Origin of the sequence: Streptomyces canus 299MFChir4.1, from assembly GCF_000383615.1 — a bacterium.
Classification (GTDB): domain Bacteria; phylum Actinomycetota; class Actinomycetes; order Streptomycetales; family Streptomycetaceae; genus Streptomyces; species Streptomyces canus_C.
Genome location: NZ_KB911589.1, coordinates 1 through 22,940 on the forward strand (window position 1 = coordinate 1; position 22,940 = coordinate 22,940).

Annotated in this window: 22 protein-coding genes; 14 read left to right on the plus strand and 8 right to left on the minus strand. The window is 70.8% G+C overall.

Annotation, left to right across the window (positions count from 1 at the left end):
* Positions 1 to 168 precede the first annotated feature (168 nt).
* Positions 169 to 591, minus strand: a complete 423-nt coding sequence (locus tag H293_RS0119845) for an SCO4983 family protein (RefSeq protein ID WP_020119598.1) — start codon at positions 589 to 591, stop codon at positions 169 to 171.
* An 89-nt stretch (positions 592 to 680) separates the two neighbouring features.
* Positions 681 to 1,892, minus strand: a complete 1,212-nt coding sequence (locus H293_RS0119850; protein ID WP_020119599.1) for a pyridoxal phosphate-dependent aminotransferase — start codon at positions 1,890 to 1,892, stop codon at positions 681 to 683.
* Between the two features lie 126 nt (positions 1,893 to 2,018).
* Here H293_RS0119850 and H293_RS58450 point away from each other — a divergent pair, with 126 nt between their 5' ends.
* On the plus strand, positions 2,019 to 2,684 hold the full coding sequence (locus tag H293_RS58450) for a hypothetical protein (RefSeq protein ID WP_020119600.1): 666 nt from the start codon (positions 2,019 to 2,021) through the stop codon (positions 2,682 to 2,684).
* Positions 2,685 to 2,886: 202 nt separating this feature from the next.
* Complete coding sequence (locus tag H293_RS0119860) at positions 2,887 to 3,819, plus strand: S1 family peptidase (protein WP_020119601.1); 933 nt, start codon at positions 2,887 to 2,889, stop codon at positions 3,817 to 3,819.
* A gap of 30 nt (positions 3,820 to 3,849) precedes the next feature.
* On the opposite strand, the gene H293_RS0119865 is transcribed toward H293_RS0119860, so the two are convergent.
* Entirely contained in the window at positions 3,850 to 5,460 is a 1,611-nt protein-coding gene (locus tag H293_RS0119865) for an N-acyl-D-amino-acid deacylase family protein (protein ID WP_020119602.1), read from the minus strand.
* Between the two features lie 32 nt (positions 5,461 to 5,492).
* Entirely contained in the window at positions 5,493 to 6,767 is a 1,275-nt protein-coding gene (locus tag H293_RS0119870; protein WP_020119603.1) for an amino acid deaminase, read from the minus strand.
* 156 nt (positions 6,768 to 6,923) lie between these two features.
* On the opposite strand from H293_RS0119870, the gene H293_RS0119875 reads away from it, so the two are divergent.
* From H293_RS0119875 to H293_RS0119895, 5 genes are all read left to right on the plus strand, one after another.
* Positions 6,924 to 7,964 (plus strand): sugar kinase, encoded by a 1,041-nt coding sequence (locus H293_RS0119875; protein WP_259294502.1) that lies wholly within the window; start codon positions 6,924 to 6,926, stop codon positions 7,962 to 7,964.
* Positions 7,961 to 8,722, plus strand: a complete 762-nt coding sequence (locus H293_RS0119880) for an IclR family transcriptional regulator (RefSeq protein ID WP_020119605.1) — start codon at positions 7,961 to 7,963, stop codon at positions 8,720 to 8,722. Before H293_RS0119875 ends, H293_RS0119880 begins: the two co-directional genes overlap by 4 nt.
* Positions 8,719 to 9,129, plus strand: a complete 411-nt coding sequence (locus H293_RS0119885; protein WP_020119606.1) for a RidA family protein — start codon at positions 8,719 to 8,721, stop codon at positions 9,127 to 9,129. Before H293_RS0119880 ends, H293_RS0119885 begins: the two co-directional genes overlap by 4 nt.
* Positions 9,130 to 9,265: 136 nt before the next feature.
* The gene (locus tag H293_RS0119890; RefSeq protein ID WP_020119607.1) at positions 9,266 to 10,738 is read left to right on the plus strand and encodes a GntP family permease; all 1,473 of its coding nucleotides are present in this window, start codon (positions 9,266 to 9,268) and stop codon (positions 10,736 to 10,738) included.
* Positions 10,739 to 10,926: 188 nt separating this feature from the next.
* Entirely contained in the window at positions 10,927 to 11,469 is a 543-nt protein-coding gene (locus H293_RS0119895) for a hypothetical protein (RefSeq protein WP_020119608.1), read from the plus strand.
* An 18-nt stretch (positions 11,470 to 11,487) separates the two neighbouring features.
* On the opposite strand, the gene H293_RS0119900 is transcribed toward H293_RS0119895, so the two are convergent.
* Entirely contained in the window at positions 11,488 to 12,822 is a 1,335-nt protein-coding gene (locus H293_RS0119900; protein ID WP_020119609.1) for a M14 family metallopeptidase, read from the minus strand.
* Positions 12,823 to 13,353: 531 nt separating this feature from the next.
* Here H293_RS0119900 and H293_RS0119910 point away from each other — a divergent pair.
* Together H293_RS0119910 and H293_RS0119915 are read left to right on the plus strand one after the other, a co-directional pair.
* Positions 13,354 to 13,761, plus strand: a complete 408-nt coding sequence (locus H293_RS0119910) for an ATP-binding protein (protein WP_020119611.1) — start codon at positions 13,354 to 13,356, stop codon at positions 13,759 to 13,761.
* A gap of 57 nt (positions 13,762 to 13,818) precedes the next feature.
* Positions 13,819 to 15,135, plus strand: coding sequence for an Nramp family divalent metal transporter (locus H293_RS0119915; protein WP_020119612.1), 1,317 nt, complete (start codon positions 13,819 to 13,821; stop codon positions 15,133 to 15,135).
* Here H293_RS0119915 and H293_RS0119920 read toward each other — a convergent pair.
* Together H293_RS0119920 and H293_RS0119925 are read right to left on the minus strand one after the other, a co-directional pair.
* Positions 15,132 to 16,376, minus strand: coding sequence for a hypothetical protein (locus H293_RS0119920; RefSeq protein WP_020119613.1), 1,245 nt, complete (start codon positions 16,374 to 16,376; stop codon positions 15,132 to 15,134). The genes H293_RS0119915 and H293_RS0119920 overlap by 4 nt on opposite strands.
* 65 nt (positions 16,377 to 16,441) lie before the next feature.
* Positions 16,442 to 16,948, minus strand: a complete 507-nt coding sequence (locus tag H293_RS0119925; protein ID WP_020119614.1) for a SigE family RNA polymerase sigma factor — start codon at positions 16,946 to 16,948, stop codon at positions 16,442 to 16,444.
* A 121-nt stretch (positions 16,949 to 17,069) separates the two neighbouring features.
* On the opposite strand from H293_RS0119925, the gene H293_RS59220 reads away from it, so the two are divergent.
* A complete protein-coding gene (locus H293_RS59220; protein ID WP_020119615.1) occupies positions 17,070 to 17,489 on the plus strand; it encodes a hypothetical protein in 420 nt (139 codons plus the stop codon).
* A gap of 182 nt (positions 17,490 to 17,671) precedes the next feature.
* On the opposite strand, the gene H293_RS0119935 is transcribed toward H293_RS59220, so the two are convergent.
* Entirely contained in the window at positions 17,672 to 19,372 is a 1,701-nt protein-coding gene (locus H293_RS0119935) for a chitinase (protein WP_020119616.1), read from the minus strand.
* Positions 19,373 to 19,629: 257 nt separating this feature from the next.
* Here H293_RS0119935 and H293_RS0119940 point away from each other — a divergent pair, with 257 nt between their 5' ends.
* From H293_RS0119940 to H293_RS0119955, 4 genes are all read left to right on the plus strand, one after another.
* Positions 19,630 to 20,538: a hypothetical protein gene (locus tag H293_RS0119940; RefSeq protein ID WP_028808017.1), complete on the plus strand. Its 909-nt coding sequence runs from the start codon at positions 19,630 to 19,632 to the stop codon at positions 20,536 to 20,538.
* Between the two features lie 66 nt (positions 20,539 to 20,604).
* The gene (gene cpaB / locus H293_RS0119945; RefSeq protein ID WP_020119618.1) at positions 20,605 to 21,312 is read left to right on the plus strand and encodes a Flp pilus assembly protein CpaB; all 708 of its coding nucleotides are present in this window, start codon (positions 20,605 to 20,607) and stop codon (positions 21,310 to 21,312) included.
* 9 nt (positions 21,313 to 21,321) lie between these two features.
* A complete protein-coding gene (locus H293_RS0119950; RefSeq protein WP_020119619.1) occupies positions 21,322 to 22,572 on the plus strand; it encodes a CpaE/TadZ family protein in 1,251 nt (416 codons plus the stop codon).
* Positions 22,569 to 22,940, plus strand: coding sequence for a TadE family protein (locus H293_RS0119955; protein ID WP_020119620.1), 372 nt, complete (start codon positions 22,569 to 22,571; stop codon positions 22,938 to 22,940). Before H293_RS0119950 ends, H293_RS0119955 begins: the two co-directional genes overlap by 4 nt.

Consider the following 22,940-nt stretch of genomic DNA (forward strand, 5'->3'; position numbering starts at 1 on the left):
GGGGCGCGGGGAACGGCGCGACCAGCCACAACGCACCCGCACCCGCCCGCCGACACCACCCCCTACGGCGACCACGCGCCCCCGCTCAAGCCAACGCAGTGCATGGCTCCCGGTCCGCACGTCACTCGAAGTGCGCGCGGACCGGGGCCGTTCAGGGAGCCGCAGGGCTCAGTGGGTGGCGAGTTCGCGGGGCTCCAGGGCCGCCGCGTGGGAGTCCATCCGCTCCGCCGCCAGGATCGCCGCCGCCGTGTCCGCGCGGGACGCCGCCACGAGCAGCGCGCGCCCGGCCACCGCGTGGGCACGCCGGTGCAGGTCGGTGAGGTGCGGTTCCGAAGTGACCGAGGTCAGCGAGGCGCGGGCCGGTGCGCCTCCGCCCCGCAGCCGGGCCACCTGCTCGGCGAGCCGCTCGGCCGCGGTGTCCAGGTCGGCGGACGGGGCCAGCGCACGCAGCTCGTCCGTGACGGCGAGCAGGGCGGCGAGATGGCCCGCGAGCTGGATGTCCAGCTCTTCCTCACGTGAGCGGTGCGGGAAGTCGGAGGGGGTGTCGGCCATCGTGGAGTGGACCGACTTGGTGCGGATCGGTTCGTACATGGGATGGCCTCCTGTGCTGTCAGGAAACCATCCTAGCTTAGATTCCGTCTAAAGTTGAGCGAGCCGAAAAGATCGAGTGCCGGTGAGGTTTACGGCTGCCCGTACCCGTCCAGGAAGTTCCCGATCCGCCCCACCGCGTCCCGCAGGTCCCCGGTCGTCGGCAGCGTCACCACCCGGAAGTGGTCGGGCTCGGGCCAGTTGAAGCCGGAGCCCTGGACGACCATGATCTTCTCCTGGCGCAGCAGGTCCAGGACCATCCGCCGGTCGTCCTTGATCTTGAAGACCTTGGGGTCGAGCCGTGGGAAGAGGTACAGCGCCCCCTTCGGCTTCACGCAGCTCACGCCGGGGATCTGGGTCAGCAGCTCGTACGCCACGTCCCGCTGCTCGACCAGCCGGCCGCCCGGCAGCACCAGGTCCTTGATCGACTGCCGTCCGCTGAGCGCGGCGACCACCCCGTGCTGTCCCGGCATGTTCGCGCACAGGCGCATGTTGGCCAGGACGGTCAGGCCCTCGATGTAGGAGTCGGCGTGAGCGCGCGGGCCGGAGATCGACATCCAGCCCACCCGGTAGCCCGCCACCCGGTAGGCCTTGGACATGCCGTTGAAGGTGAGGGTCAGCAGGTCCGGGGCGACCGCGGCGGTCGGGGTGTGCGTGGCGCCGTCGTAGAGGATCTTGTCGTAGATCTCGTCCGAGCAGACCAGCAGGTTGTGCCGGCGGGCGATGTCCGTCAGCCCCTTGATCATGGTCTCGTCGTAGACCGCGCCCGTGGGGTTGTTCGGGTTGATGATGACGATCGCCTTGGTGCGGTCGGTGACCTTCCGCTCCACGTCGGCGAGGTCGGGCATCCAGTCCGCCTGCTCGTCGCAGCGGTAGTGCACGGCCGTACCGCCGGACAGCGACACGGCGGCAGTCCACAGCGGGTAGTCGGGGGCCGGTACGAGGACCTCGTCGCCGTCGTCGAGCAGGCCCTGCATCGCCATCACGATCAGCTCGGAGACGCCGTTGCCGATGAAGACGTGCTCGACGTCGGTCTCGATACCGAGGGTCTGGTTGTGCATGACCACGGCCCGGCGCGCGGCGAGCAGCCCCTTGGCGTCGCCGTACCCGTGGGCCGTGGCGACGTTGCGGAGGACGTCCTCCAGGATCTCCGGCGGTGCCTCGAACCCGAAGGCGGCCGGGTTGCCCGTGTTCAGCTTGAGGATGCGGTGCCCGGCCGCCTCCAGGCGCATCGCCTCCTCGAGAACCGGGCCCCGGATCTCGTAACAGACATTGGCGAGCTTGGTCGACTGGATCACCTGCATGTCTGGGAGCTTACGGCCCGGTAACGCCTCACGGGTCGTGTTTTCCGCCACGTGAGACGCGTCGGTTTGGGCTGTTATCGCCGGTAGCTGTCCCAGCCGCCTCATCCGTCCCTAGAATCCGTCGCCATGTCGAGGCCAGTCGAATACGAGTCCGGGGCGCCGAACGTCTATCAGCCGCAGCCCGCGGCGACCCCCGCGTACGAGGAGTTCCCGGACCCCGCGGCCGCGCACGGCTGGCAGACCGCGTACGACGCGACGGCCGAGCTCCCCCGGGTCGGGCCCGCCGGCCCGGAGTCCGGCGACCGGGAGCCGAGCGAACCGGATTCCGTCGGCCGCGCCGCCCGGCGCCGGGCCGCCCGCGGCGGGGGCGGTCGGCGCTCACGCCGGGTGGTCGTGGCCGTCGGAGCCGTGGGGGCCATGGGGGCGGCGGCGCTGATCGCGGGGCTGTCCCTGTCGGGCTCCTCCTCCGAGTCCGGGCGGGACCCGGCGAGCGGAACCACCTCGACCTCCGCGGAGACGGCGGGCGCCACGGACCCGGCCTCCTCCACCCTCCCGGCGGCTCCGCCGGACGCGACGGCCTCCGGCGGGCCGGTGACCGGCGCCGACGCATCCGGCGTGAGCCCCTCCCCGGACGCGTCCGGGGACCCGCGGGCGAGCGGGAGTCCGTCGGCCCGGCCCTCCTCCGGTACCTCGCCCACCCCTTCGGCGGGCTCCGCCACGACCGGGGCCGACGGCCCGGGGAACTCCGACGGGAAGGGGCGCGGACAGGGCAGTACGAAAAAGCCCAAGTAGCCCTCCGGCTGGGTAAGTTGATCTCGTCGAACGGGCAGACGGGTGTGCGCGCTGTCCCGGATGTGGAGGTGTCGCCCGTCGAGAGGCGCGGGCTCGGCACAGCTTCTTGCCCAAGCGACCACCCTTCTTCACAATGTTCATGACAAACTCACGGGCGGCCGGAAGATTTCCGGCCGCCCAAGTCGCAAGAGGGGACCCCCACATGAGAAAGCCTCTCGTCGCCGCGCTCAGCGCCCTGGCCCTGGCCGGGATAGGCGCGGCACCCGCGGTGGCCGCCGAGCCCACCGCGTCGAGTGTCGGCAAGAGCGTCGACACGGACACCCCCGTCTCCGTGGTCCACGACGTGGTCACGTCCGCCACCTCGGCCCTGTCGCAGGTCACGTCACCGTCGCCGGGGCTCAAGGCCGTGACCCTCGCCGGGACCGTCTCGCTCAGCAACTGCTCCGGCTCGGTCATCCGGTTCCCGAACTCCCTGGACACCGACCCGGCGCTGGTGCTCAGCAACGGGCACTGCCTCACCACCGGCTTCCCCGAGCCGGGCGAGGTGCTCACCAACCAGGCGTCCAGCCGCACCTTCGGGCTGCTCAACTCCTCCGGCACCCGGGTCGCGACCCTGCGCGCCAGCAAGCTCGCCTACGGGACGATGACCGACACGGACGTGTCGATCTACCAGCTCACCAGCACGTACGCGTCGATCAAGAGCTCGTACGGCATCTCCGCGCTCACCGTGCAGGACACGCACCCGACCGCCGGGACCGCCATCACGGTGGCCTCCGGCTACTGGAAGCGGCTCTACAGCTGCAACGTCGACGGCTTCGTGTACCGCCTGAAGGAGGGCGACTGGACCTGGAAGGACTCGGTCCGTTACACCTCCGCCTGCCAGACCATCGGCGGCACCTCGGGCTCGCCCGTCATCGACCAGTCCACCGGCAAGGTCGTCGCCGTCAACAACACCGGCAACGAGGACGGCGAGCGCTGCACGGAGAACAACCCGTGCGAGGTCGACGCGAACGGCAACGTCACCGTCCGCGAGGGCATCAACTACGCCCAGGAGATCTACAACATCCCGGCCTGCTTCACGACCGGCAACCAGCTCAACCTGAACGCGAGCGGCTGCACCCTGCCCAGGCCGTGACCGTCGGCCGGTAAGGCGCGAGGCGTTCCGTCACATGGGACTGCGACGGACCGCCCGCCCCGCCAGGACGTCCGTGCGCCGGCCGTCCTCGATCACGAACCTGCCGTCGACCAGGACGTGCGGGATGCCGGTCGGCAGCCTGCGCGGGTCGTCGAAGGTCGAACCCGGGGCCACCGTCTCCGGGTCGAAGAGGACCAGGTCCGCGCGGTACCCCTCCTTGACCAGGCCGCGGTCCGGCAGTCGCAGCCGGGACGCCGGGCGCGAGGTGAGGTGCGCGACGCACTCCTCCAGGGACAGGACGCCCAACTCCCGCACGTAGGTGCCGAGATAGCGCGGGAACGTGCCGTACGCCCGCGGATGCGGCTTGGCGCCCTGAAGGATGCCGTCGGAGCCACCGGTGTGCACCGGGTGCCGCATGATCGTGCGGACGTTCTCCTCGTGGCCGACGTGCTGCAGGATCGACGGGGCCAGCCGGTCGGCGAGCAGGAGCCCGCGGGCCGTCGTCCAGGGGCTCTCGCCGCGCAGCCGGGCCGACTCCGCGACCGTCCGGCCGACGAAGTCCGCGAGGGCCGTGTCGCCGACACCCGAGATCTCGACGGTGTCCCACTCGACGGGCACGCCGTGGCAGCCGTCCGCCCCGACGACCTCCATATGGTGCCGGATCCGCTCGGCCGTGCCGTCGTCCGCCAGCCGCTTCAGGACCGCCTCGGGGCCGCCCTCGCCCGCCCAGCTCGGCAGCAGCGCCGCGAGGGTCGTCGCGCCGGGCGTGTAGGGGTAGGTGTCCAGGCTGATGTCGGCGCCCGACGCCAGCGCCTCGTCCAGGAGGGCGAGCAACTCCGGCGCCCGGCCCTTGTTCACGCCGAAGTTCATGGTGGCGTGGGCGAGATGCAGGGCGCAGCCGGCCTCCCGGGCCAGGGCGACCATCTCCTCGTACGCCTGCAACGCGCCCGCCCCGTACGAGCGGTGGTGCGGGCAGTAGTAGCCGCCGTACTCGGCCACCACCCGGCACAGTTCGGTGAGTTCGGCGTCCTCGGCGTACATGCCGGGGGTGTAGGTCAGGCCCGACGACATGCCGAGCGCGCCCTGTTCCATGCCCTCCGCGACCAGCCGGCGCATACGGCCCAGCTCCTGGGGAGTCGCCTCGCGGTCCTCCCAGCCGACGACGAGCGCGCGGAGCGTGCCCTGGGGGATCAGATAGGCCGCGTTGACGGCGATCCCGCGGTCGAGGCGGTCCAGGTACTCGCCCACCGACCGCCAGTCGAAGTCGATGTCGTCGCCGTAGCCGTTCCAGCCGGTGATGGCGCGGCGGACCTCCTCCAGGGTGCGGTCGTCGACCGGGGCGTACGACAGCCCGTCCTGGCCCAGCACTTCGAGCGTGACGCCCTGCGCGGCCTTGGCGCTGTGGTCGGGGTCGCGCAGCAGGGCCAGGTCGCTGTGGGCGTGCATGTCGATGAAGCCGGGGGCCAGGACGAGCCCCTCGGCGTCCAGCTCCCGCCGTGCCTTGGGCCGTTGGCACCCGGCCTCGGCGGCCTCCTTGACGATCGAGACGATCCGGCCGCCGTCGACGACCACGTCGGCGCGGTACGAGAAGCCGCCGCTGCCGTCGACGACGTCCGCGTCCCTGATGACGAGCTCTTCCATCGCCGGAGTCCCTTCGCGTCTCGGATCGCGTCTCAGAAGAAGGTGCGGATGTACTCGACGACCGTGCCGTCGGCCTCCGCCACCGGGATCAGCTGCCACTTGTCGAAGGACGTGCACGGGTGGGAGAGGCCGAGGCCCAGCCAGTCGCCGACCTCCAGGTCGGCCTCGGGAGCCGTGGCCAGCCAGGCGTGCTGGTCGGAGAGGGCGGTCACCTCGACGCCGGTGGCCGGGCGCTCGACGCCGCCCCGGCGGACCACCTGCGCGAAGGGGAGGTCCAGGTCGTGGGCCGCGTCCCGCTTGCCCGCGTTGGCGAAGGCCTGCCCGGGGGAGGGGCGGGAGACGACCTGCGCCCACAGGCGGAACGCGGGCTCCAGAGCGCCCTCCTCGGGGATCCGGTTGAAGGGGGTCACCTTGCGGTAGTGGCCGTCGTCGTGCGAGACGTAGGCGCCGGAGCGGAGCAACTTCAGGACGGGGCGCGAGAGTTCGGGGATCTCGGCGAAGACGTCGGCGACCGCGTCGAACCAGGCGCTGCCGCCGGCGCTGACCACGATCTCGTCGAGTCCCTCCGCGGCGAACCGTCCCGCCTTGTCGAAGTCGACGGCCAGGGCGACGAGTCGGCGCAGCCAGGCATGCACCCGCTCCGGGTCCGCCCCGGGAACCTCGCCCTCGTACCCGGCGACGCCGACGAGCCGCAGCGTCCCGGTGGCCGCGACCGCGTCGGCGACCGCCGCGCACTCCTCCTCCGTACGGACACCGGTGCGGGCGCCCTCGCCCGCGGCGAGCTCGACGACGACATCCAGGGGGCGGGTGGTCCCCCGCAGGGCCGCGTCCATCAGCTCGACCGCGCGCACGGAGTCGACGTAGCAGACGAAGCGGAAGCCCGCGTCGCCCGCCAGCTCGCCGGCGACCCACCTCAGGGCCGCCGGGTCCACCAGTTCGTTCGCGAGGAAGACCCGCTGGACGCCGTACGCCCGCGCGACGCGCACCTGGTGCGGGACGGCCAGGGTGATGCCCCAGGCGCCGCGCTCGATCTGGCGGCGGAAGAGCTGGGGGGCCATGGTCGTCTTGCCGTGCGGGGCGAAGGCGAGGCCGTGGCGGGCCGCGTATGTCTCCATGAGCGCGAGGTTGTGCTCCAGGCGCTCGGCGGAGAGAGCGAGCACGGGGGTGGTGAAGCCGTCGGTGAAGAGGTTGCGGCGCTGTGCGGTCAGCTCGGCGACGGTCATGCCGTCCGCGTCCGGTGGCAGGCCCTTGAAGCGGTGGTCGACACGGTCCTCCGCGAGGCGGGCGAGCGCTTCGGTACCGGACACAAGGGCCTCCCTGAAGGTGCGTTGCAGTATGTGCAACGTCCATTGCGTATATCGCTGACTGCTGTCTAACATCCACGCCAACGCCGGGTCAATGAAGGAGCTACGACCATCGTGAAGCCCCCCGACGCCGTGGATGTCGTCGCGCTCGGCGAGTCCATGGTCACGTTCCTGCCCAGTCGGCCCGGCCGACTCGCCGACGTGCCCTCTTTCGACCGGGCGATCGGCGGGGCGGAGTCGAACGTGGCGTGCGGGCTGGCCGCCGCCGGCTTCGCGGTGCGGTGGGTCAGCCGGGTCGGGACCGACGGGTTCGGGGACCACCTGGTCGAGACGGTCGGGGGGTACGGGGTCGACACCTCTGCGGTCGGGCGGGATCCCTCGCGTCCTACGGGGGTGTACTTCCGTACGGCGGGGGACCGGGCCACGGACGCGCACGAGGTGGCGTACTACCGGGCGGGGTCGGCGGCTTCGGCGATGTCGGTCGACAACGTTGACCTGGCGGCGGTGCGGGCGGGGCGGGTGCTGCATCTTTCCGGGATCACGGCCGCCTTGTCGGACACGTGTCTGTCGTTGCTGCGTGAACTGACCGCGCCGGGGGTCGGGCGGCCGGTGGTGTCCTTCGACGTCAATTACCGGGCCGGGTTGTGGCGGGATGGCGAGGGGCCTCGGGTGCTTCTGGAACTGGCCCGTCAGGCGGACATCGTGTTCGTGGGGGAGGACGAGGCGGAGGAGGCGTGGCGGGTCACGGGAGGCCCTGCTGCGATTCGGACGGTGCTGCCCGAGCCTTCGGTGCTGGTGGTGAAGCAAGGGGGGAAGGGGGCGACCGCGTTCGTGTCGGCTGCGGGCGAGTGGGGGCTGGTCGCGCAGTTCCCCGCGCCCCTGGGTAGGTCCCGGTCGACGTCGAGCATTTTCGTCCCCGCCCTCGCTGTCGACGTCGTGGCCACCACCGGCGCCGGTGACGCCTTCGCCGCGGGGTTCCTCTCCGCGACCCTGCGCGAACTGCCCCTCAAGGACCGCCTCAGGCACGGCCACCTCTGGGCCGCCGCCGCCCTCACCGCCCCCGGCGACCTCGCCGCGCCCCCCGCCCGCGCACACGCCGACCGCCTCGCCGCCGTCGGGGACGACACGTGGGGGACACTTCGACTCGGCCCCGGCTGGACCCAAGCCGACCCGGCCCCGGAGGAGGTACGCACCCCATGAGCCAGACCGTCGACCGAGCACTGAGCATCCTGCCGCTGCTCGCCGAGGGCCCCGCCGACCTCGGGCAGGTCGCCGAGCGCCTCGGCGTCCACAAGTCCACCGCGCTGCGACTCCTCCGCACACTCCACGAACACGGCATGGTCTACCGGCAGTCCGACCAGCGCTACCGCCTCGGCGCCCGCCTCATCGCGCTCGCCCAGGAGGCGATGGAGAACCTCGACATCCGCGAAATCGCCCACCCCCACCTCGTACGGCTGAACGAGCAGTGCGGTCACACCGTCCACCTCGCCGTGTACGAGGAGGACGAGGTGCTCTACATCGACAAGGTCGAGAGCCGCTACCCCGTGCGGATGTACTCGCGGATCGGCAAACCGGTGGCCATCACCGTCGCCGCGGTCGCGAAGCTGCTGCTCGCGGACCTTCCCGAGGCCGAGCGGCACGCCCTCGCGGACAAGCTCGAATACCCCCTGTACACGGCCCGTTCGACCCCCAACGCCCCCGCGTTCCTGAAGGAGTTGGAGCGGGTGAGCGAACAGGGCTGGGCCACCGACCTCGGTGGCCACGAGGAGTCCATCAACTGCGTCGCGGCCCCCGTCCGCGGCGCCGACGGCAGGGTCGTCGCCGCGATGTCGGTCTCCGCGCCCAACGTCGTCGTCACCGCCGAGGAACTCCTCGCCCTCCTCCCACAGGTCCGCCGTACGGCCGATGCCATCAGCGGCGAGTACTCCGGCAGAACACCAGCAAAGGACCCCGTATGACGGACAAGATCGCGCTCACTCCCAAGACGCACACCACCCCGCCCGCGAAGTTCTCCCACGGGGTGCGCAAGGGCAACATCCTCCAGGTGGCCGGGCAGGTCGGCTTCCTGCCGGCCGAGGAGGGCAAGGCGCCCACGCCCGCCGGTCCCACCCTGCGCGAGCAGACGCTCCAGACCCTCGCCAACGTCAAGGCGATCCTGGAGGAGGGCGGCGCCTCCTGGGACGACGTGATGATGATCCGCGTCTATCTGACGGACGTGGACCACTTCGCCGAGATGAACTCGATCTACAACACCTACTTCGAGGAGCAGGGCCTCACCGCCCCGCCCGCCGCCCGGACCACCGTCTACGTCGGCCTTCCCGCCGGGCTCCTCATCGAGATCGACGCGCTCGCCGTCCTCGGCTGACGCTCCCTCACCTCCCGCACCTCCCGCACCTCCCGCACCTCCCGTACGTCCTGCACGGCACGGCACCCCACGGGGCGCCGTGCCGCGATCCCCCCTGCCCGAAAGCTCCATGCACTTACGCAGAGGACCCCCCTTCATGTCCCTACCGCTCGCCGCGACCACCGAGACACCCCCGCACACCGGTGGCCTGCTCCTCCTCATCGACGGCACCGCGGGCCTCCTCACGGTCGCCGCCCTCGGTATCGCCCTGCTGCTCTTCCTGATCATCAAGGTGAGACTCCAGCCCTTCGTCGCCCTGCTCGGCGTCTCCATAGCCGTCGGCCTGCTCGCGGGCCTCTCGGTCACCGAACTCTTCGGCACCGTCCAGCGGTCGGACGCGGTGTCCACCATCGAGTCCGGGATGGGCGGCATCCTCGGCCATGTCGCGATCATCATCGGCCTCGGCACCATGCTCGGGGCGATCCTCGAAGTCAGCGGCGGGGCGGAGGTGTTGGCGTCCCGGCTGCTGAATCTCTTCGGGGAGAAGCGGGCGCCCCTCGCCATGGGCCTCACCGGCCTCATCTTCGGTATCCCGGTCTTCTTCGACGTCGGCATCTTCGTGCTCGCGCCGATCGTGTACGCGGCGGCGAAGCGCAGCGGCAAGTCGATCCTGCTCTACTGCCTGCCGCTGCTGGCGGGCCTGTCGATGACCCACGCCTTCCTGCCCCCGCACCCCGGCCCGGTCGCGGCCGCCGGACTGCTGCACGTGGACCTCGGCTGGGTGATCCTGATGGGCGTCGTCTGCGGCATCCCGGCGGTGCTGGCCGCGTGGGTCTACTCCGCGTGGGTCGGCCGCCGCATCTTCGTCGCCGTGCCGCAGGACATGGTGGAGGCGGCCGCGGAGGCCAAGCTCGCCGTCATCGAGGAGCAGCGGTCCCAGGGGGTCGAGCCGCGTGAGGATCCCGTCCCCCTCGGCACGGTCCTCGGCATCATCGGTACGCCCCTCGTCCTGATCCTCGCCGCCACGTTCTCCTCGATCGCCTTCGACCCCTCCACGGGCCGCTCGGTGATCGAGTTCTTCGGCAGCCCCTTCGTGGCGCTGACGATCGCCCTGCTCCTCGCGTACTACCTGCTCGGCATCCGCCGCGGCTGGTCCCGCAAGTCCCTGGAGAGGGTGTCGACCGCCTCCCTCAAGCCCGTCGGCAACATCCTGCTCGTCGTCGGCGCGGGCGGCGTCTTCGGCGCGGTCCTCAAGGCCAGCGGGGTCGCCCAGGCGCTCTCGGACACCTTCAACGACGTCGGCCTGCCGGTGCTCGTGCTGTCGTACCTGATCTCGGTGGTCCTGCGGGTGGCCCAGGGCTCGGCGACCGTCGCCATCGTCACCACGGCGGGCATCGTGGCACCCCTGCTCTCGGAGGGCCACCACTCCCAGGCCTTCGTCGCCCTCGTCATCATGGCCATCTCGGCCGGCTCCATCTTCGCCTCCCACGTCAACGACGGGGGCTTCTGGATGGTGGCCAAGTACTTCGGCATCAGCGAGCGGGACACCCTCAGGACGTGGACCGTTCTGGAGTCGGTGCTGTCGGTGGCGGGCTTCGTGATGGCCGCGGTGCTGAGCCTGTTCGTGTAGGTGGTTCCGGAGTCCGCCGCCGCGGGCCGTCGCGGCGGACTCCCGCGTCGCCCCACGTCAGCAATGGAGTTCGTGGGGACGGCGGGGCCGCGGGTGTCCGTGGTGGTGCGGTAGCCCCATGTAGGCGTCCGGTAACGATGTCGGGGCCGGGTGTGCCGGGCACAGGATCGTCGACCATACTGCCCGCTGTGGAGCAGCGCATAGGTTCGAGCAGCAAGCCCCTGGAAGGCGCCGGGTTCGACCCGGCCTTCGTCCCCGGGCTCACCTCACCCGTGTCCGGCGAGACGGAGGACACCGAGCCGGCGGACGCCGTCGAGGCCGCCGGCACCCACGAGCCCACGGCCACGGCGGAGGCCTCCGAGGAGACCGAGGAGACCGCCGGGGAGGCCGAGGAGACCGCCGGGGAGGAAACCCCCGACGGTCCCGTCTTCGAGGCCGCCGACCGGCGCGCGAAGATCGTCGCCGACCACCGGGGCGTCCGCCTCTCCCTCGACGACCAGGCCTGCGAGTTCGGCTGGGACGAGATCGGCGCGGTCGAGACGGAGTCCCCGCGCTTCGGCAAGCGGTTCACCATCACGGTGCACACGCCCGACCGCCGCTGGTACCCGATCGAGATCGAGGCCACGTCGAGGGCGCGTTTCGCCGAGTGGGACGAACAGCTCGACGCGGTCATGGACAGGTACTTCGAGGACGAGACTGCTCCAGCACAGGAGCCGGAGGAGTCCGACTAGGGGCTGCCGCCGCGACTCCTAGCAGTACTGCGCCTGCTTCCCGATGGACCGGTACATGCAGTCCGAGTTCTCCAGCAGTTGCAGCACCGCGTCCCGGTTGCGCGAGGTCTCCCGCTCGATCACCTCGTCGGGCGGGTAGAACCCACCGCCGGAACTCGACGTCGGGTACATCTCGAAGGTGTACGAGAAGATCTTGTGCGTGCCCCAGAGATAGTCGTCGATCGAGCCGTCGGTGATGTACAGGTCGCTCGCCTGCTCCGCGGTGTACCCGTTGCTCGCGGCCATCTTCTGCCCGACCGCCTTGAACACGGCGTTGTCGTCCGCCGTCATCCCGGTCGCCGTGTCGGAGTACGTGTACCCGTAGGGCCACAGCACCAGTTCGCTGTACGTGTGGAAGTCGATGTTCGTCTTGATCTGCTGGACCCCGCCGACGACCCGGCCGCGCACGAAGTTGGCGACCACCTTGACCTCGGGTGCCGACTCGGCGGACGGGCCCCGGTAGGTCTCGGAGGACGTCGACCCGGACGATCCGCCGCAGCAGCCCCAGCGGTAGGCCCAGTTGCGGTTGAGGTCCGTACCGACCGCCGACGAACCGGAGTTGGGCTGCCGGTTCTTGCGCCACGAGCGGTAGGAGCCGGTGGCGATGTCGTACTCGCCGCCGTCCGGGTTGAGGTCGGGGATGATCCAGATCTCACGGCTGTTGACCATGTTCGTCACCCGGGAGTCGCTGCCGTAGCCCGCGCCGAGTTCGCGCAGCAGGTACAGGGCCATCTCCACCGTGAGGTGCTCGCGGGCGTGCTGATGGTGGGTGAACAGCACCTCGGGCTCGGCCTCGTCGGTCGCCACGTTGTCGCTGATCTTGATGGCGACGATGTCCCGTCCCTGGTACGACGTGCCGATGACCCGCTTGCTCATGATGTTCGGGTAGGCGGCGAGGCGCTGGTCGATCTCGGCGTTCATCTCGGCGTAGTTGTGGTACCGCGAGTCGGCCGAGGGGAAGTCGTAGAGCCTAGCCTCGCCCTCCGCGGCCCGCGCCGGGGCCGACCCCAACGCGGTGACCTCGTAGCCGAGTTGCCGCAGTTTCCGGATCTGGTCGGCGCGGCCGGAGACCACGACGGTCTCCTCGTCGGCCTCGTCCACTGTCACGCCCGTCTGCTGGATCGCCGTACGGGTCACGGGTGTCGACTGCTGGTGGATCTCGTACTGGCGGACGTCCTCGGTGCCCGGTGCCGCCTTCGGGGCGCTGTCGGCGTTGGCGGAGAGCGGGGCCGCGAGGGCGAGGGCCAGAACGGCGGCGAGGGCGGCGTAGCGGGTGCCGCCGCGGGCGCCGGAACCGCGTGTGCGAAGTCGCATGAAGTCTCCTGTGTTCTCCAGGGATTCCGGGATCTCCGGAAGTGGGGAGTGGAGCGGGGGTGTTTCAGCGAGTTCTGCGACGTGCTGCCGGTGCGGGTGTGCCGCTCATCGTGCGGCTATGGCATGAGCAGGTCAAGAGTGGACAAAGACGCGATGGCGTGAACTGTGCGTCGGCTGTGCGTGGTTGAGGAGTGAGGGCGGCGGAGTGTACGCGGATCCGGGGGCCATGGCGTGCCTCCTGAGGAAGTGCACCCACGGGTGTGAGCCGTACGTGCATATATCTGAGAACCAGCGCCACAGTGGGGTCTCCGACCACACCCCGAAGGGCTGGCTGATCATGGGTCATCTGCCGGTCGAGACGACCAGTTCCGCGGGTCGTGTACAGCTGCGAACGGCCTTCCGTCTCCTCGCGACGAGCTTGTCCACGGCAGACGGCCGTCCGGCGCCGATCCTGGTCGCCCAACGCCCCCCTCCCGGCCCCCGACCCCTATATATCCCGCCCAGCCCCCACTTCACCTGGGAGAAGGTCACTTGAGTGTCGAGTTCGACCCCTGCCCGTCCGCCGTGCGCGAGGCCCGGGCCGAGGTCCGCAAGCAGTTGGAGGGGTGGGGGTTCGCGGAGCGGGGCGACCTGGTGGACACCGCCGAACTCCTCGTGAGCGAACTGGCCACCAACGCCCTGCTCCACTCGGCGAGCCGCTTCACGCTCACCCTGTCCGCCGCGCACGGCGTGCTGCGCTGCGAGGTCGCCGACTCCGGCCGGCGCACCCCGCAGGTCCTGGACGCCGGGGTCGCGGAGAACGGCCGCGGGATGTTCCTGGTGGAGGCGCTCGCGCTGCGCTGGGGCTGTCACCAGGACGGGACCGGCAAGACGGTCTGGTTCGAACTCGGCACCCGCGGGGCCGACCGCCGTGAGGGACGCCTCCCCGGCGAGCCCTGACTTCCTTCACCGCACGCCCTCTTGCCGGGCCACGATCTTTAGGGTTTCTTGACCTTTATGGCGGACACCACGGACAAGACAGTGACCGGTGAGACGAACTCCGTACCCCGCAAGTCCAGTTGGCGCTACATCGGCCCGGGGATCGTCGTCGCCGCGACCGGCGTCGGCGCCGGAGACCTGGTCGCCACACTCATCGCGGGCAGCAACTTCGGCTACACCCTGCTGTGGGCCGCGGTGATCGGCTGTCTCGTCAAGATCTCCCTCGCGGAGGCGGCGGGCCGCTGGCACCTGTCCACCGGCAGCACCCTGTTCGACGGCTGGGCGAGCCTGGGACGCTGGACCACCTGGTTCTTCGCCGTCTACGTGGTGATCTGGGGATTCGTGTACGGCGCCGCGGCGATGTCGTCGAGCGCGCTGCCCCTGCAGGCGCTGTTCCCGGACGTGATGGACCTCGAATGGTGGGCCATCGCCTGCGGTCTCGTCGGCCTGGTCTTCGTCTGGTTCAACAAGTACGCGGTCTTCGAGAAGGTCATGACGGTCCTGGTGGGCGTCATGTTCGTGGTGACGGTGTACCTGGCGATCCGGGTCACCCCGAACCTGCCGGACGCCTTCGCGGGCCTGCTCCCCGTCCTGCCCGACGAGAAGGACTCGATCCTCAACACCCTCGGCCTGATCGGCGGCGTCGGCGGCACGATCACGCTCGCCGCCTACGGCTACTGGGTCAACGCCAAGGGGTGGACCAACACCGGCTGGATGAAGGTGATGCGCCTCGACAACCGGGTCGCCTACCTCACCACCGGCATCTTCGTCGTCGCCATGCTCTTCGTCGGCGCGGAACTGCTGCACAGCGCGGACGTGGCGATCGCGAGCGGCGACAAGGGGCTGGTCCAGCTCAGCGACATCCTGGAGGACGAGTACGGCCCGGCGACCGCCAAGTTCTTCCTGATCGGCTTCTTCGCCACGTCCTTCACCTCGCTGATCGGCGTCTGGCACGGGGTGAGCCTGATGTTCGCGGACTTCGTGGCGCGCTACCGCGACCGCGAGGCTGCGGCGGGCTCCGGCCAGGAGGTCGCCTCCGGCTCGCGCGAGCGCTCCTGGCCCTTCCGCGTGTATCTGCTCTGGCTGACCTTCCCGCCGATGGTCCTGCTCTTCCAGGGCCAGCCCTTCCGCCTGGTCATCCTCTACGGCGTGCTCGGCGCGGCCTTCCTGCCCTTCCTGGCCGGCACGCTGATGTGGCTGCTGAACACCTCCCGCACGCCCAGGGAGTGGCGCAACGGCCCCCTGAGCAACGGGATGCTGGCGATCGCGGGCCTGCTGTTCCTGGTCCTGTGCGTGAAGCAGATCTGGGACCAGCCGTGGTCGGAGTTCTTCTAACTGCCGCTCCACCAGAGGGCGTCGAGCGCCATCTTCCGCATCTGGGCGATGCTGAGCGCGGGGGTGGCACGGGTCGCGGACTCGTTCTGGGTGCCGGCGTTGAAGGCGCTGATCACCACGCGCCTGCCGTCGGCGCGCATGGTGTCGACGGTCCACATGACCTGGTGGCCCCTGTCGCCGGGGCCCTGCTTGACGGCGATGCGGGTGCCGTCGGGCAGGGTCTCGGAGCCCGAGCCGAAGAGGTCGCCGGCCGAGTCCAGCATGTCGGGCTGCACATTGACCTGGACCAGGCTCCTGCCCTTGCCGTCGTCGACCACGGCGTAGGCGAAGTCGCCGTCGTCGCTGCTCTTGTCGGTCACCCTCAGCCCCTTGGGCAGCAGGGCCAGCAGGTGGGTGCGGGCGTGCAAATCGGAGCCGGGGAGCGCCGGGTCGGGGAGGGGCTCGGGGAGGGCGTTCGCCACGGGGCGCCACTCCTTCGCCGCCGCCAGCCGCGTCAACCGCGCCGGGCTCAGCGGGGGATCGGTCCGGGTGACGGGCCTGTCCTTCTCTGCGGCCGCGTTCCACTCGCTCACGGTGATGTGCTGCCCGGTCGGGGTGACCAGCTCGGCGGTCCAGAGCTTGGTGTCCACCCGGCGGTCGGGATACTCGTACCTCTGGAGCACGGTCACCACCGAGCCGTCGGTGAGCCGACTCGTCTTGCAGGCGTCGTACGGGACGTACACCCGGTCGGGGCACTGGGCCGCCTGCCGGGCCTCCGTGCCGCCCGGCTGCACCCGGCCCACGCTGACCTCGATCGCCGCGGCGCCCTTGCCGTCGTCGAGGACGAGGCCGGCGTACGGCGCCGGCACCTTCAGCTGGTCGGTCGGCTCGGTGCCCCGCCCGCGCTCCTCGCTGAAGTCGCCCTTGGGCAACAGGCCCTTGAGGGTCGCGATCATCTGCGCGCCGGTCGCGGGCGTGGCCGTGACGCTCGGCTTCGGCTGGGCGGAGGCCGTCACGGACGCCGGCACGGCCTCGGCCGCCGTACCGCCCGGCCGCAGGACCAGCACCCCGCCCACACAGGCGATCACTACGCTCGCGGCGCCCCCGGCGACGGCGGCCCGCCGCACGAGCCGCTTGCGCCGGCCCCGCACCGCGCCGCGTGCGGCGAGGGCCGTGCGGTCGGTTTCGAACCCGCCGCCGGTCTCGTGCAGGGCGGCGGTGAGCCGCTCCTCGAAGGGGTCGTGGTGCTGGTCTGCGGGCATGGGGAAACCACCGTTCCGGGTCGGACGAATCGGTCGGACGAAAGGGAAGTCAGGAGGCCGGTCGGTCAGGGCCGGGCGTAGGCGCCGACGTCCTCGCCGAGGAGGCCGCGCAACTGCTTCAGAGCTCGGGTGGAGCGCGTGCGGACGGCGGCCGCGCTGGCGTTCAGGACCTCCGCGGTCTCCTCGATGGAGCGGTCCTCCCAGTAGCGCAGGACGACCACGGCCCGGTCCTTGGCGGGCAGCCGGGCGAGGGCGGCGAGCAGCGTCAGCCGCAGGGGCGTGTCGACACCGGCGGCGGCCACCTCCGGCAGCACATCGGTCGCGCGCTCACTGCTGCTGCGGCGGCGCCGATGGGTCAGGAACACCCGGACCAGGACGGTCTGCGCGTACGCCGCGGGGTTGCCGACGAGACAGACGCGGCCCCAGCGGACGTAGATCCGTCCGAGCGCCTCCTGCACCAGGTCCTCCGCGAGATGAGTGTCACCCGCGGTCAGCAGACACGCCGACCGGTACAGATGCCCGGCCCGCGCGGCGGCGAACCGCGCGTACTCGTCCGCGCGGGCCTGTCTCATGTGTTCCCCCTGGTGCTGTGCGCCCGGCTGTGAAGAGGTCCTCACTTCACTGACGCGGTGAGGCGGGGAGAATGTTTCATATGACTTGGAAGCAGTCCGTGACGCGAGGGGACGGACACCGATGACCACCCCGCCTCCGCCCGGTCCGCCCTACGGCGACCAGCCCCCGCCTCCGCCCATGGCTCCGCCGGCCGCGCCCCCGCCGGGCTTCGGCCCGCCGCCCCCGCAGTACGGCTACGGCTACCCGCCCCCGCCCCCCGAGGGCCCGGAGTTCATGGCCGTCGACCGCCACAACTCCGTCGTCGTCGACTCCGCGGGCGTCGCCTTCGAGGACCACGGCCACTCCGCCGAGTTCCCCTGGCACGAGATCCGCAGCGTCCACTACAAGGCCGGCCCGAACGGCAAGACCCTGATGATGGCCGTCATCCACCTCGACGGCCGCTTCTACGAGTGTGTGGTCGACGCGAAGACCCGGGACACGTTGGGCCGCTGGTTCGCCGGGCTGGCCCCGGTCCTCGGGTACTACAGGCCACTGGCGTGACGGTGGACGCGCCCCCGTCCGCCTCGGCGCCCGCCTCTCGCTGGTTCGCGAGACACGGGCGCCGATCGACCTGACCGTGACCGGCGTCGTGCGCCACGGCCGAACGGTCCGCGCGTTCATCCCTCCGCACTCCGGCCTGGTGACCCTCCAGGGCATGGGCGGACACGAGCCGACCCCGACGGCTACGGCAGCGCGTGCACGTGCGGTCCCACCGCGTTGGACCAGGCGTTGCCCGCCGTCGCGTCCCAGTTCGTCGACCAGGTCATGGCGCCGCGCAGGTCGGGGTAGGTCTTCGACGGTCTGAAGGAGCCGCACCCCGTGCCCTTCGTCAGGCAGTCCAGCGCGTTGTTCACCACGGACGGCGAGACGTAGCCGCTGCCCGCCCCGCTCGTGGACGCCGGCAGGCCCAACCCCACCTGGGACGGGGACAGTCCGCCCTCCAGCTGGATGCAGGCCAGGGCGGTCAGGAAGTCCACCGAGCCCTGCGAGTAGACCTTGCCGTCGCAGCCCAGCATCGAACCGCTGTTGTAGTACTGCATGTTGACGACCGTGAGGATGTCCTTCACGTTCAGCGCGGTCTGGAAGTACGCGTTGGACGTCGACTGCATGTCGATCGTCTGCGGTGCCATCGTGAGCACCAGCGAACTGCCAGCCTTCCCCGCGAGCGACCGCAACGCCTGGGACATGTAGGTGGCGTTGAGCCCGTTCTCCAGATCGATGTCGACGCCGTCGAAGCCGTACGTCTGCATCAGCGCGTACACCGAGTTCGCGAAGTTCGCCGCGGACGTCGGGTCGCTCACCGAGACCGTGCCGTTCTGGCCGCCCACGGAGACGACGACCTTCTTCCCGGCCGCCTGCTTCGCCCTGATGTCCGCCTTGAACTGGTCGACCGTGTACCCGCCGAGCCCGGCCGAGTCCAGGTTGAAGGTCACGGCACCCGGAGTCGTCGTCGCGTCCGCGAACGCCACCGCGATGATGTCGTACTGCGACTGCACCGCCGACAGCTTCTGGACCGTCGCCCCGTTGTTGAAGTTCTGCCAGTACCCGGTGACCGCGTGCTTCGGCACCGCGCCGCCCCCGGTACCCGTCGACGCGCTCGTCGTCCCCGTCACCGCACCCGACTTCGCGGACTCGCCCGCCGAGTTCACCGCCGTGACCTGGAAGCTGTACGACGTCGAGGCGGCAAGGCCCGACACGGTCGCCGACGTCCCGGTGACCGCCGTGACCTTCGTGCCGTTGCGGTAGACGTTGTAGCCGGTCGCGCCCGACACCGTGTTCCAGGTCAGGGAGACGGACGAGGAGGACGTGCCGGAGACCGCCAGGCCGGCCGGCGCCGCCGGGATCGTGGGAGCGGGATCACCGCCGCCGCCCCCGTCGGGGCCGTACACCGAGACGTCGTCGGTGAAGTACGCGGCCTGTCCGTACCAGCCGTGCGTGTAGACCGTCACCGACGTCGTCGAGGCACCCGTGGTGAAGGTGGTCGTCAGCTGCTTCCAGGAGGCGGAGTCCGGGGTCCAGGTCGACACGTCCGTCGTGCCGGTGCCGGTCGCGCCCAGGTAGGCGTAACCGCCCTGCACCCACGCGCTCAGCGTGTACGTCGAGCTGGGCTTCACGGCCACCGTCTGGACGCACTTGGCGTTGTCCTGCCCGGCGGGCGTCGCCTTCAGCGCGGCCGAGCCGCCGTGCACGGGGGAGGAGACGGTCGTACCGCTGCTCGCCGAACAGGTCCAGTTGGTCAGGCCGGACTCGAAGCCGGCGTTCTTCGCGTTGTTGACGTCCGCGGCGGAGGCCGGTCCGGCGACTCCGAGGGCGCCGCCCAGGGCGAGGGCCGCGATGAGGGCCGCGGTCCGGAACCGCGCCGGTTTTCTGCTAAGTATGGGCATGACAAGAGAGTTGGTCCAGACCAATCCCGCTGTCAAGGAGGGCGGCGAGGATGAATGCACAACTGGCCTTTCTCCGGCCTGCGCACGTGGCAAGTGCGCCCCATCTGGGCTGGAATCAACCGCTTTTGATCCCTCGGGTCGGCCAGGAAGTCACAGAATCGCTGTTCTCCGGTCATAGAGCCGTGGTTACAGTGCTCAGGTAGTCACGCAGTGAAGTCGACCGGGTGCGACGGAGTGATCCGTTCGGACCCACGGGCATGGGATACGGGGAGCTGCGCGTGCCAACTGCCATCGCAGTGACCGGTGCCGACATGGCGCTGCCGGCACAGGACGAGCGGACCCTGCCCGCCGTCGTGCTCGACGGCCTCGACCGGCAGCCGCTCGACCACTCGCTCGCCGCCCTCCAGGCGCTGATCGACCAGCACGGCCATGTGGTCGTCGTGTACTCCCGGGCCGTGCCCCCGGCGGTGGACCAGCGGCTGCGTACCGTGCGGTCCCTCCTGGAAAGCGACCGGATCGCCCTGTTCCAGCCCGAACTGCCACCTTTGGGACTCGCTGTCCTGGCCCGCCAGTTGAGACAGCTCGCCTCCTGCGACCTCAGCCCCGGCGTCATCGCCTCGGCGGGCCGGCTGCTCACCCACTACCTCCACGCGGGCGCGCTCCTCGGCTCGGTGGCCAAGCTCGACCGGGTCCCCGTCGGGCTCAAGTCGCACGCCAAGTCATGGGTGCCGGGCAGCCAGTTCGCCGTGCTCGCCCATCCCCAGCCGCAGCTCGTCAGGCTCGCCCCGGACGCCGCCCTCGCCGGCCCGGAGTTCGCCACCTCGATGCTCGTCGCCCGCGGCCAGCTCCAGTCCGACTGGGTCTCCGGGGCGCTCGCCAGGTCCTGGCGGATCCAGGGGCTGCGGGAGGCTCCGCTGCCCGCCGAGTCCGCCGAGTGGTGGGGCACCGGCAAGCTGATCGAGTTCTGCGCCTTCCTGCCGGACCTGTCCGTCCTTTACCAACTGGTCACCTCGGTACGGCAGAACATCTGTCACTGGTGCGGTATCGACGTCATCGGTGACCGCTGCGTCTTCTGCTCGGCCACCGCGCCGGTGACGCCCGTATCCCAGCAACAGCAGCAACAGCAGCTGCAACCGCAGCGACAGCACCAACTGCCCGCCGGGTGAGCCGTACCGGATCGCCCCCCGTCCCCGATTCCGCTCGACCGAGCCCCCCAACGAGGTCCACGGTTCATGAACTCCCGTCAGCGCCGCGGCGTGATACTCCTGCTCCTGTCGGTCCTGGGCGCCCTCGCGGCCTTCGCCGGCGTGCTCTCCGTCATCGACGACGTGAAGTCCAAGGTCGGCCCCGAGGTCACGGCGTACGAGGTCAAGAAGGACATCGAGCCCTACACCCGGCTCACCGCGGCGCAGTTCGAGAAGACCGAGATGCCGAAGCGCTGGCTGTCCGCCAACGCGGTCACCGACCTCGCCGCCCTCCGCGACAAGATCGCCGTGACGACCCTCAAGAAGGGCTCGCTGCTCCAGAGCGACATGATCGTCGACCAGCCGGCGCTCCAGCCCGGGCAGCAGGAGGTCGCCATCATGATCGACGCGGCGACCGGCGTCGCCGGCAAGATCACGCCGGGTTCCGCGGTGAATGTCTACGCCACCTTCGAGGGGCAGCGGGAGAGTGATCCCGACCTGTCCAAGATCATCGTAACCAATGCCCGGGTGCTCGACGTCGGTCAGATCACCGCGCTCCAGCCCGACGCCGACGAGCGCACCCGCGAGGCGTCCAAGGCCGTCCCCATCACCTTCGCCCTCTCCGCCCTCGATGCCCAGCGCCTCACGTACGCCGAGTCGTTCGCCAAACGCGTCCGTCTCGCCCTGGTCGCCCCCGGCGAGACCGGCACGGTCCCCGAGCAGGAGCGCACGTACGAACTCGCGAAGGACAAGTGAGAGGCCGCCATGCCCACGAGGATCCTCCCGGCGGTCGGCGACGCGGACGCGGTCCGTTCCCTCACCACGCTGCTCAGCCAGCTCCCGGACGCCGAGCCCGTCGCCCCGGTCACCGACTCCACCCAGCTCATCGACACCCTCGCGCGCCTGGCGTCAGAGTCCATCGACGAGCTGCCCGAGGTCGTGGTCGTCCATGAGCGCATCGGTCCCGTCCCGGCCCTGGAGCTGATCCGTGAGGTCGCCCTGCGCTTCCCGGCCGTCGGCGTCATCCTCGTCACCTCCGACGTCGGCCCAGGCCTCTTCCAGGCCGCCATGGACTACGGCGCCCGCGGCCTCATCGCCCTCCCGCTCGGCTACGAGGAGCTCGCCACCCGGGTCCACGCGGTCGCCCAGTGGTCCACGGGCGTACGACGGCACCTGGGCGCCGCCACCGACGTCTTCACCGGCGTCGGCGGCACCGTCGTCACCGTCAGCGGGGCGAAGGGCGGCGTCGGCGCCACCACCACCGCCATCCAGCTCGCCCTCGCCGCCCAGGCCTCCGGCCGCCCCACCGCCCTGCTCGACATGGACCTCCAGACCGGCGACATCGCCTCCTACCTGGACGTCCAGTTCCGCCGCTCGGTCGTCGATCTCGCCACCATCACCGACATCTCCCCGCGCGTCCTCGCCGACGCCGTCTTCGCCCACGACACCGGCCTCGCGCTGTTGCTCGCCCCCGGCGAGGGCGAACGCGGCGAGGAGGTCACCGAGCGCGCCGCCCGCCAGATCGTCTCCGCCCTGCGCTCCCGCTACGAGGTCGTCGTCGTCGACTGCGGGTCGCAGCTCAGCGGGGCCGGCGCGGCGGTCGTGGAGATGGCCGACACGGCCCTGCTGGTCACCACCCCGGACGTGGTCGCCGTACGCGGCGCCAAGCGGGCCGTGCGCATGTGGGACCGCCTCCAGGTCCGCAAGGCCGAGGAGACCACCGTCGTCGTCAACCGCCACAGCCGCGGTACGGAGATCCAGCCGCCGCTCATCCAGAAGATCACCGGCACCGGCGTCGCGGCGACCGTGATCCCGGCCAACTTCAAGGAGCTCCAGGGCGCGGTGGACGCGGGCCGGGTCCACGAACTCGACGCCAAGGGCACGGTCAAGCAGGCCCTGTGGACGCTCGCCGGTGAACTGGGCCTGGTCAAGGGCACGGAGGCGAACTCCCATCGCAACGGAGGCCGGGAGCGGGGGGCGTTGGCCTTCCGGCGGCGCAAGGAGCTCGGGAGGTGAGCGGCCGGCGGGACGAGGGACAGGTGACCATCGAGTTCCTCGGGATGACCCCGCTGATCCTGATCACGCTGGTGTTGCTGTGGCAGTTCGTGCTGCTGGGGTACACCTTCACGCTCGCGGGGAATGCTGCGGACGAGGCGGCGCGGGCGGGGACGGCGGTTCCGGCCGGGGAGCGGCAGGCGGCGTGCGAGGAGGCGGGCACGGACAAACTGCCGGGCGCGTGGAGCGGCACGGTGAGCTGCGCGACCGGGGGCGGCTACGTCAAGGCCACCGTCACCCTCCAGGTCCCCGTCCTGTTCCCGGGCTCGATCGGCTTCCCCTTCGACGTGGAGGGCCACGCGGGTGCGGTGGAGGAGGACAGGCACTGA

What these genes read in the sequence shown, in the direction of transcription:
- H293_RS0119845 (WP_020119598.1), bottom strand. Translation starts at nt 591, where the DNA reads ATGTACGAACCGATCCGCACCAAGTCGGTCCACTCCACGATGGCCGAC.
- H293_RS0119850 (WP_020119599.1), bottom strand. Translation starts at nt 1,892, where the DNA reads ATGCAGGTGATCCAGTCGACCAAGCTCGCCAATGTCTGTTACGAGATC.
- H293_RS58450 (WP_020119600.1), top strand. Translation starts at nt 2,019, where the DNA reads ATGTCGAGGCCAGTCGAATACGAGTCCGGGGCGCCGAACGTCTATCAG.
- H293_RS0119860 (WP_020119601.1), top strand. Translation starts at nt 2,887, where the DNA reads ATGAGAAAGCCTCTCGTCGCCGCGCTCAGCGCCCTGGCCCTGGCCGGG.
- H293_RS0119865 (WP_020119602.1), bottom strand. Translation starts at nt 5,460, where the DNA reads ATGGAAGAGCTCGTCATCAGGGACGCGGACGTCGTCGACGGCAGCGGC.
- H293_RS0119875 (WP_259294502.1), top strand. Translation starts at nt 6,924, where the DNA reads ATGGTCACGTTCCTGCCCAGTCGGCCCGGCCGACTCGCCGACGTGCCC.
- H293_RS0119880 (WP_020119605.1), top strand. Translation starts at nt 7,961, where the DNA reads ATGAGCCAGACCGTCGACCGAGCACTGAGCATCCTGCCGCTGCTCGCC.
- H293_RS0119885 (WP_020119606.1), top strand. Translation starts at nt 8,719, where the DNA reads ATGACGGACAAGATCGCGCTCACTCCCAAGACGCACACCACCCCGCCC.
- H293_RS0119890 (WP_020119607.1), top strand. Translation starts at nt 9,266, where the DNA reads ATGTCCCTACCGCTCGCCGCGACCACCGAGACACCCCCGCACACCGGT.
- H293_RS0119900 (WP_020119609.1), bottom strand. Translation starts at nt 12,822, where the DNA reads ATGCGACTTCGCACACGCGGTTCCGGCGCCCGCGGCGGCACCCGCTAC.
- H293_RS0119915 (WP_020119612.1), top strand. Translation starts at nt 13,819, where the DNA reads ATGGCGGACACCACGGACAAGACAGTGACCGGTGAGACGAACTCCGTA.
- H293_RS0119920 (WP_020119613.1), bottom strand. Translation starts at nt 16,376, where the DNA reads ATGCCCGCAGACCAGCACCACGACCCCTTCGAGGAGCGGCTCACCGCC.
- H293_RS0119925 (WP_020119614.1), bottom strand. Translation starts at nt 16,948, where the DNA reads ATGAGACAGGCCCGCGCGGACGAGTACGCGCGGTTCGCCGCCGCGCGG.
- H293_RS59220 (WP_020119615.1), top strand. Translation starts at nt 17,070, where the DNA reads ATGACCACCCCGCCTCCGCCCGGTCCGCCCTACGGCGACCAGCCCCCG.
- H293_RS0119935 (WP_020119616.1), bottom strand. Translation starts at nt 19,372, where the DNA reads ATGCCCATACTTAGCAGAAAACCGGCGCGGTTCCGGACCGCGGCCCTC.
- H293_RS0119940 (WP_028808017.1), top strand. Translation starts at nt 19,630, where the DNA reads ATGGGATACGGGGAGCTGCGCGTGCCAACTGCCATCGCAGTGACCGGT.
- cpaB (WP_020119618.1), top strand. Translation starts at nt 20,605, where the DNA reads ATGAACTCCCGTCAGCGCCGCGGCGTGATACTCCTGCTCCTGTCGGTC.
- H293_RS0119950 (WP_020119619.1), top strand. Translation starts at nt 21,322, where the DNA reads ATGCCCACGAGGATCCTCCCGGCGGTCGGCGACGCGGACGCGGTCCGT.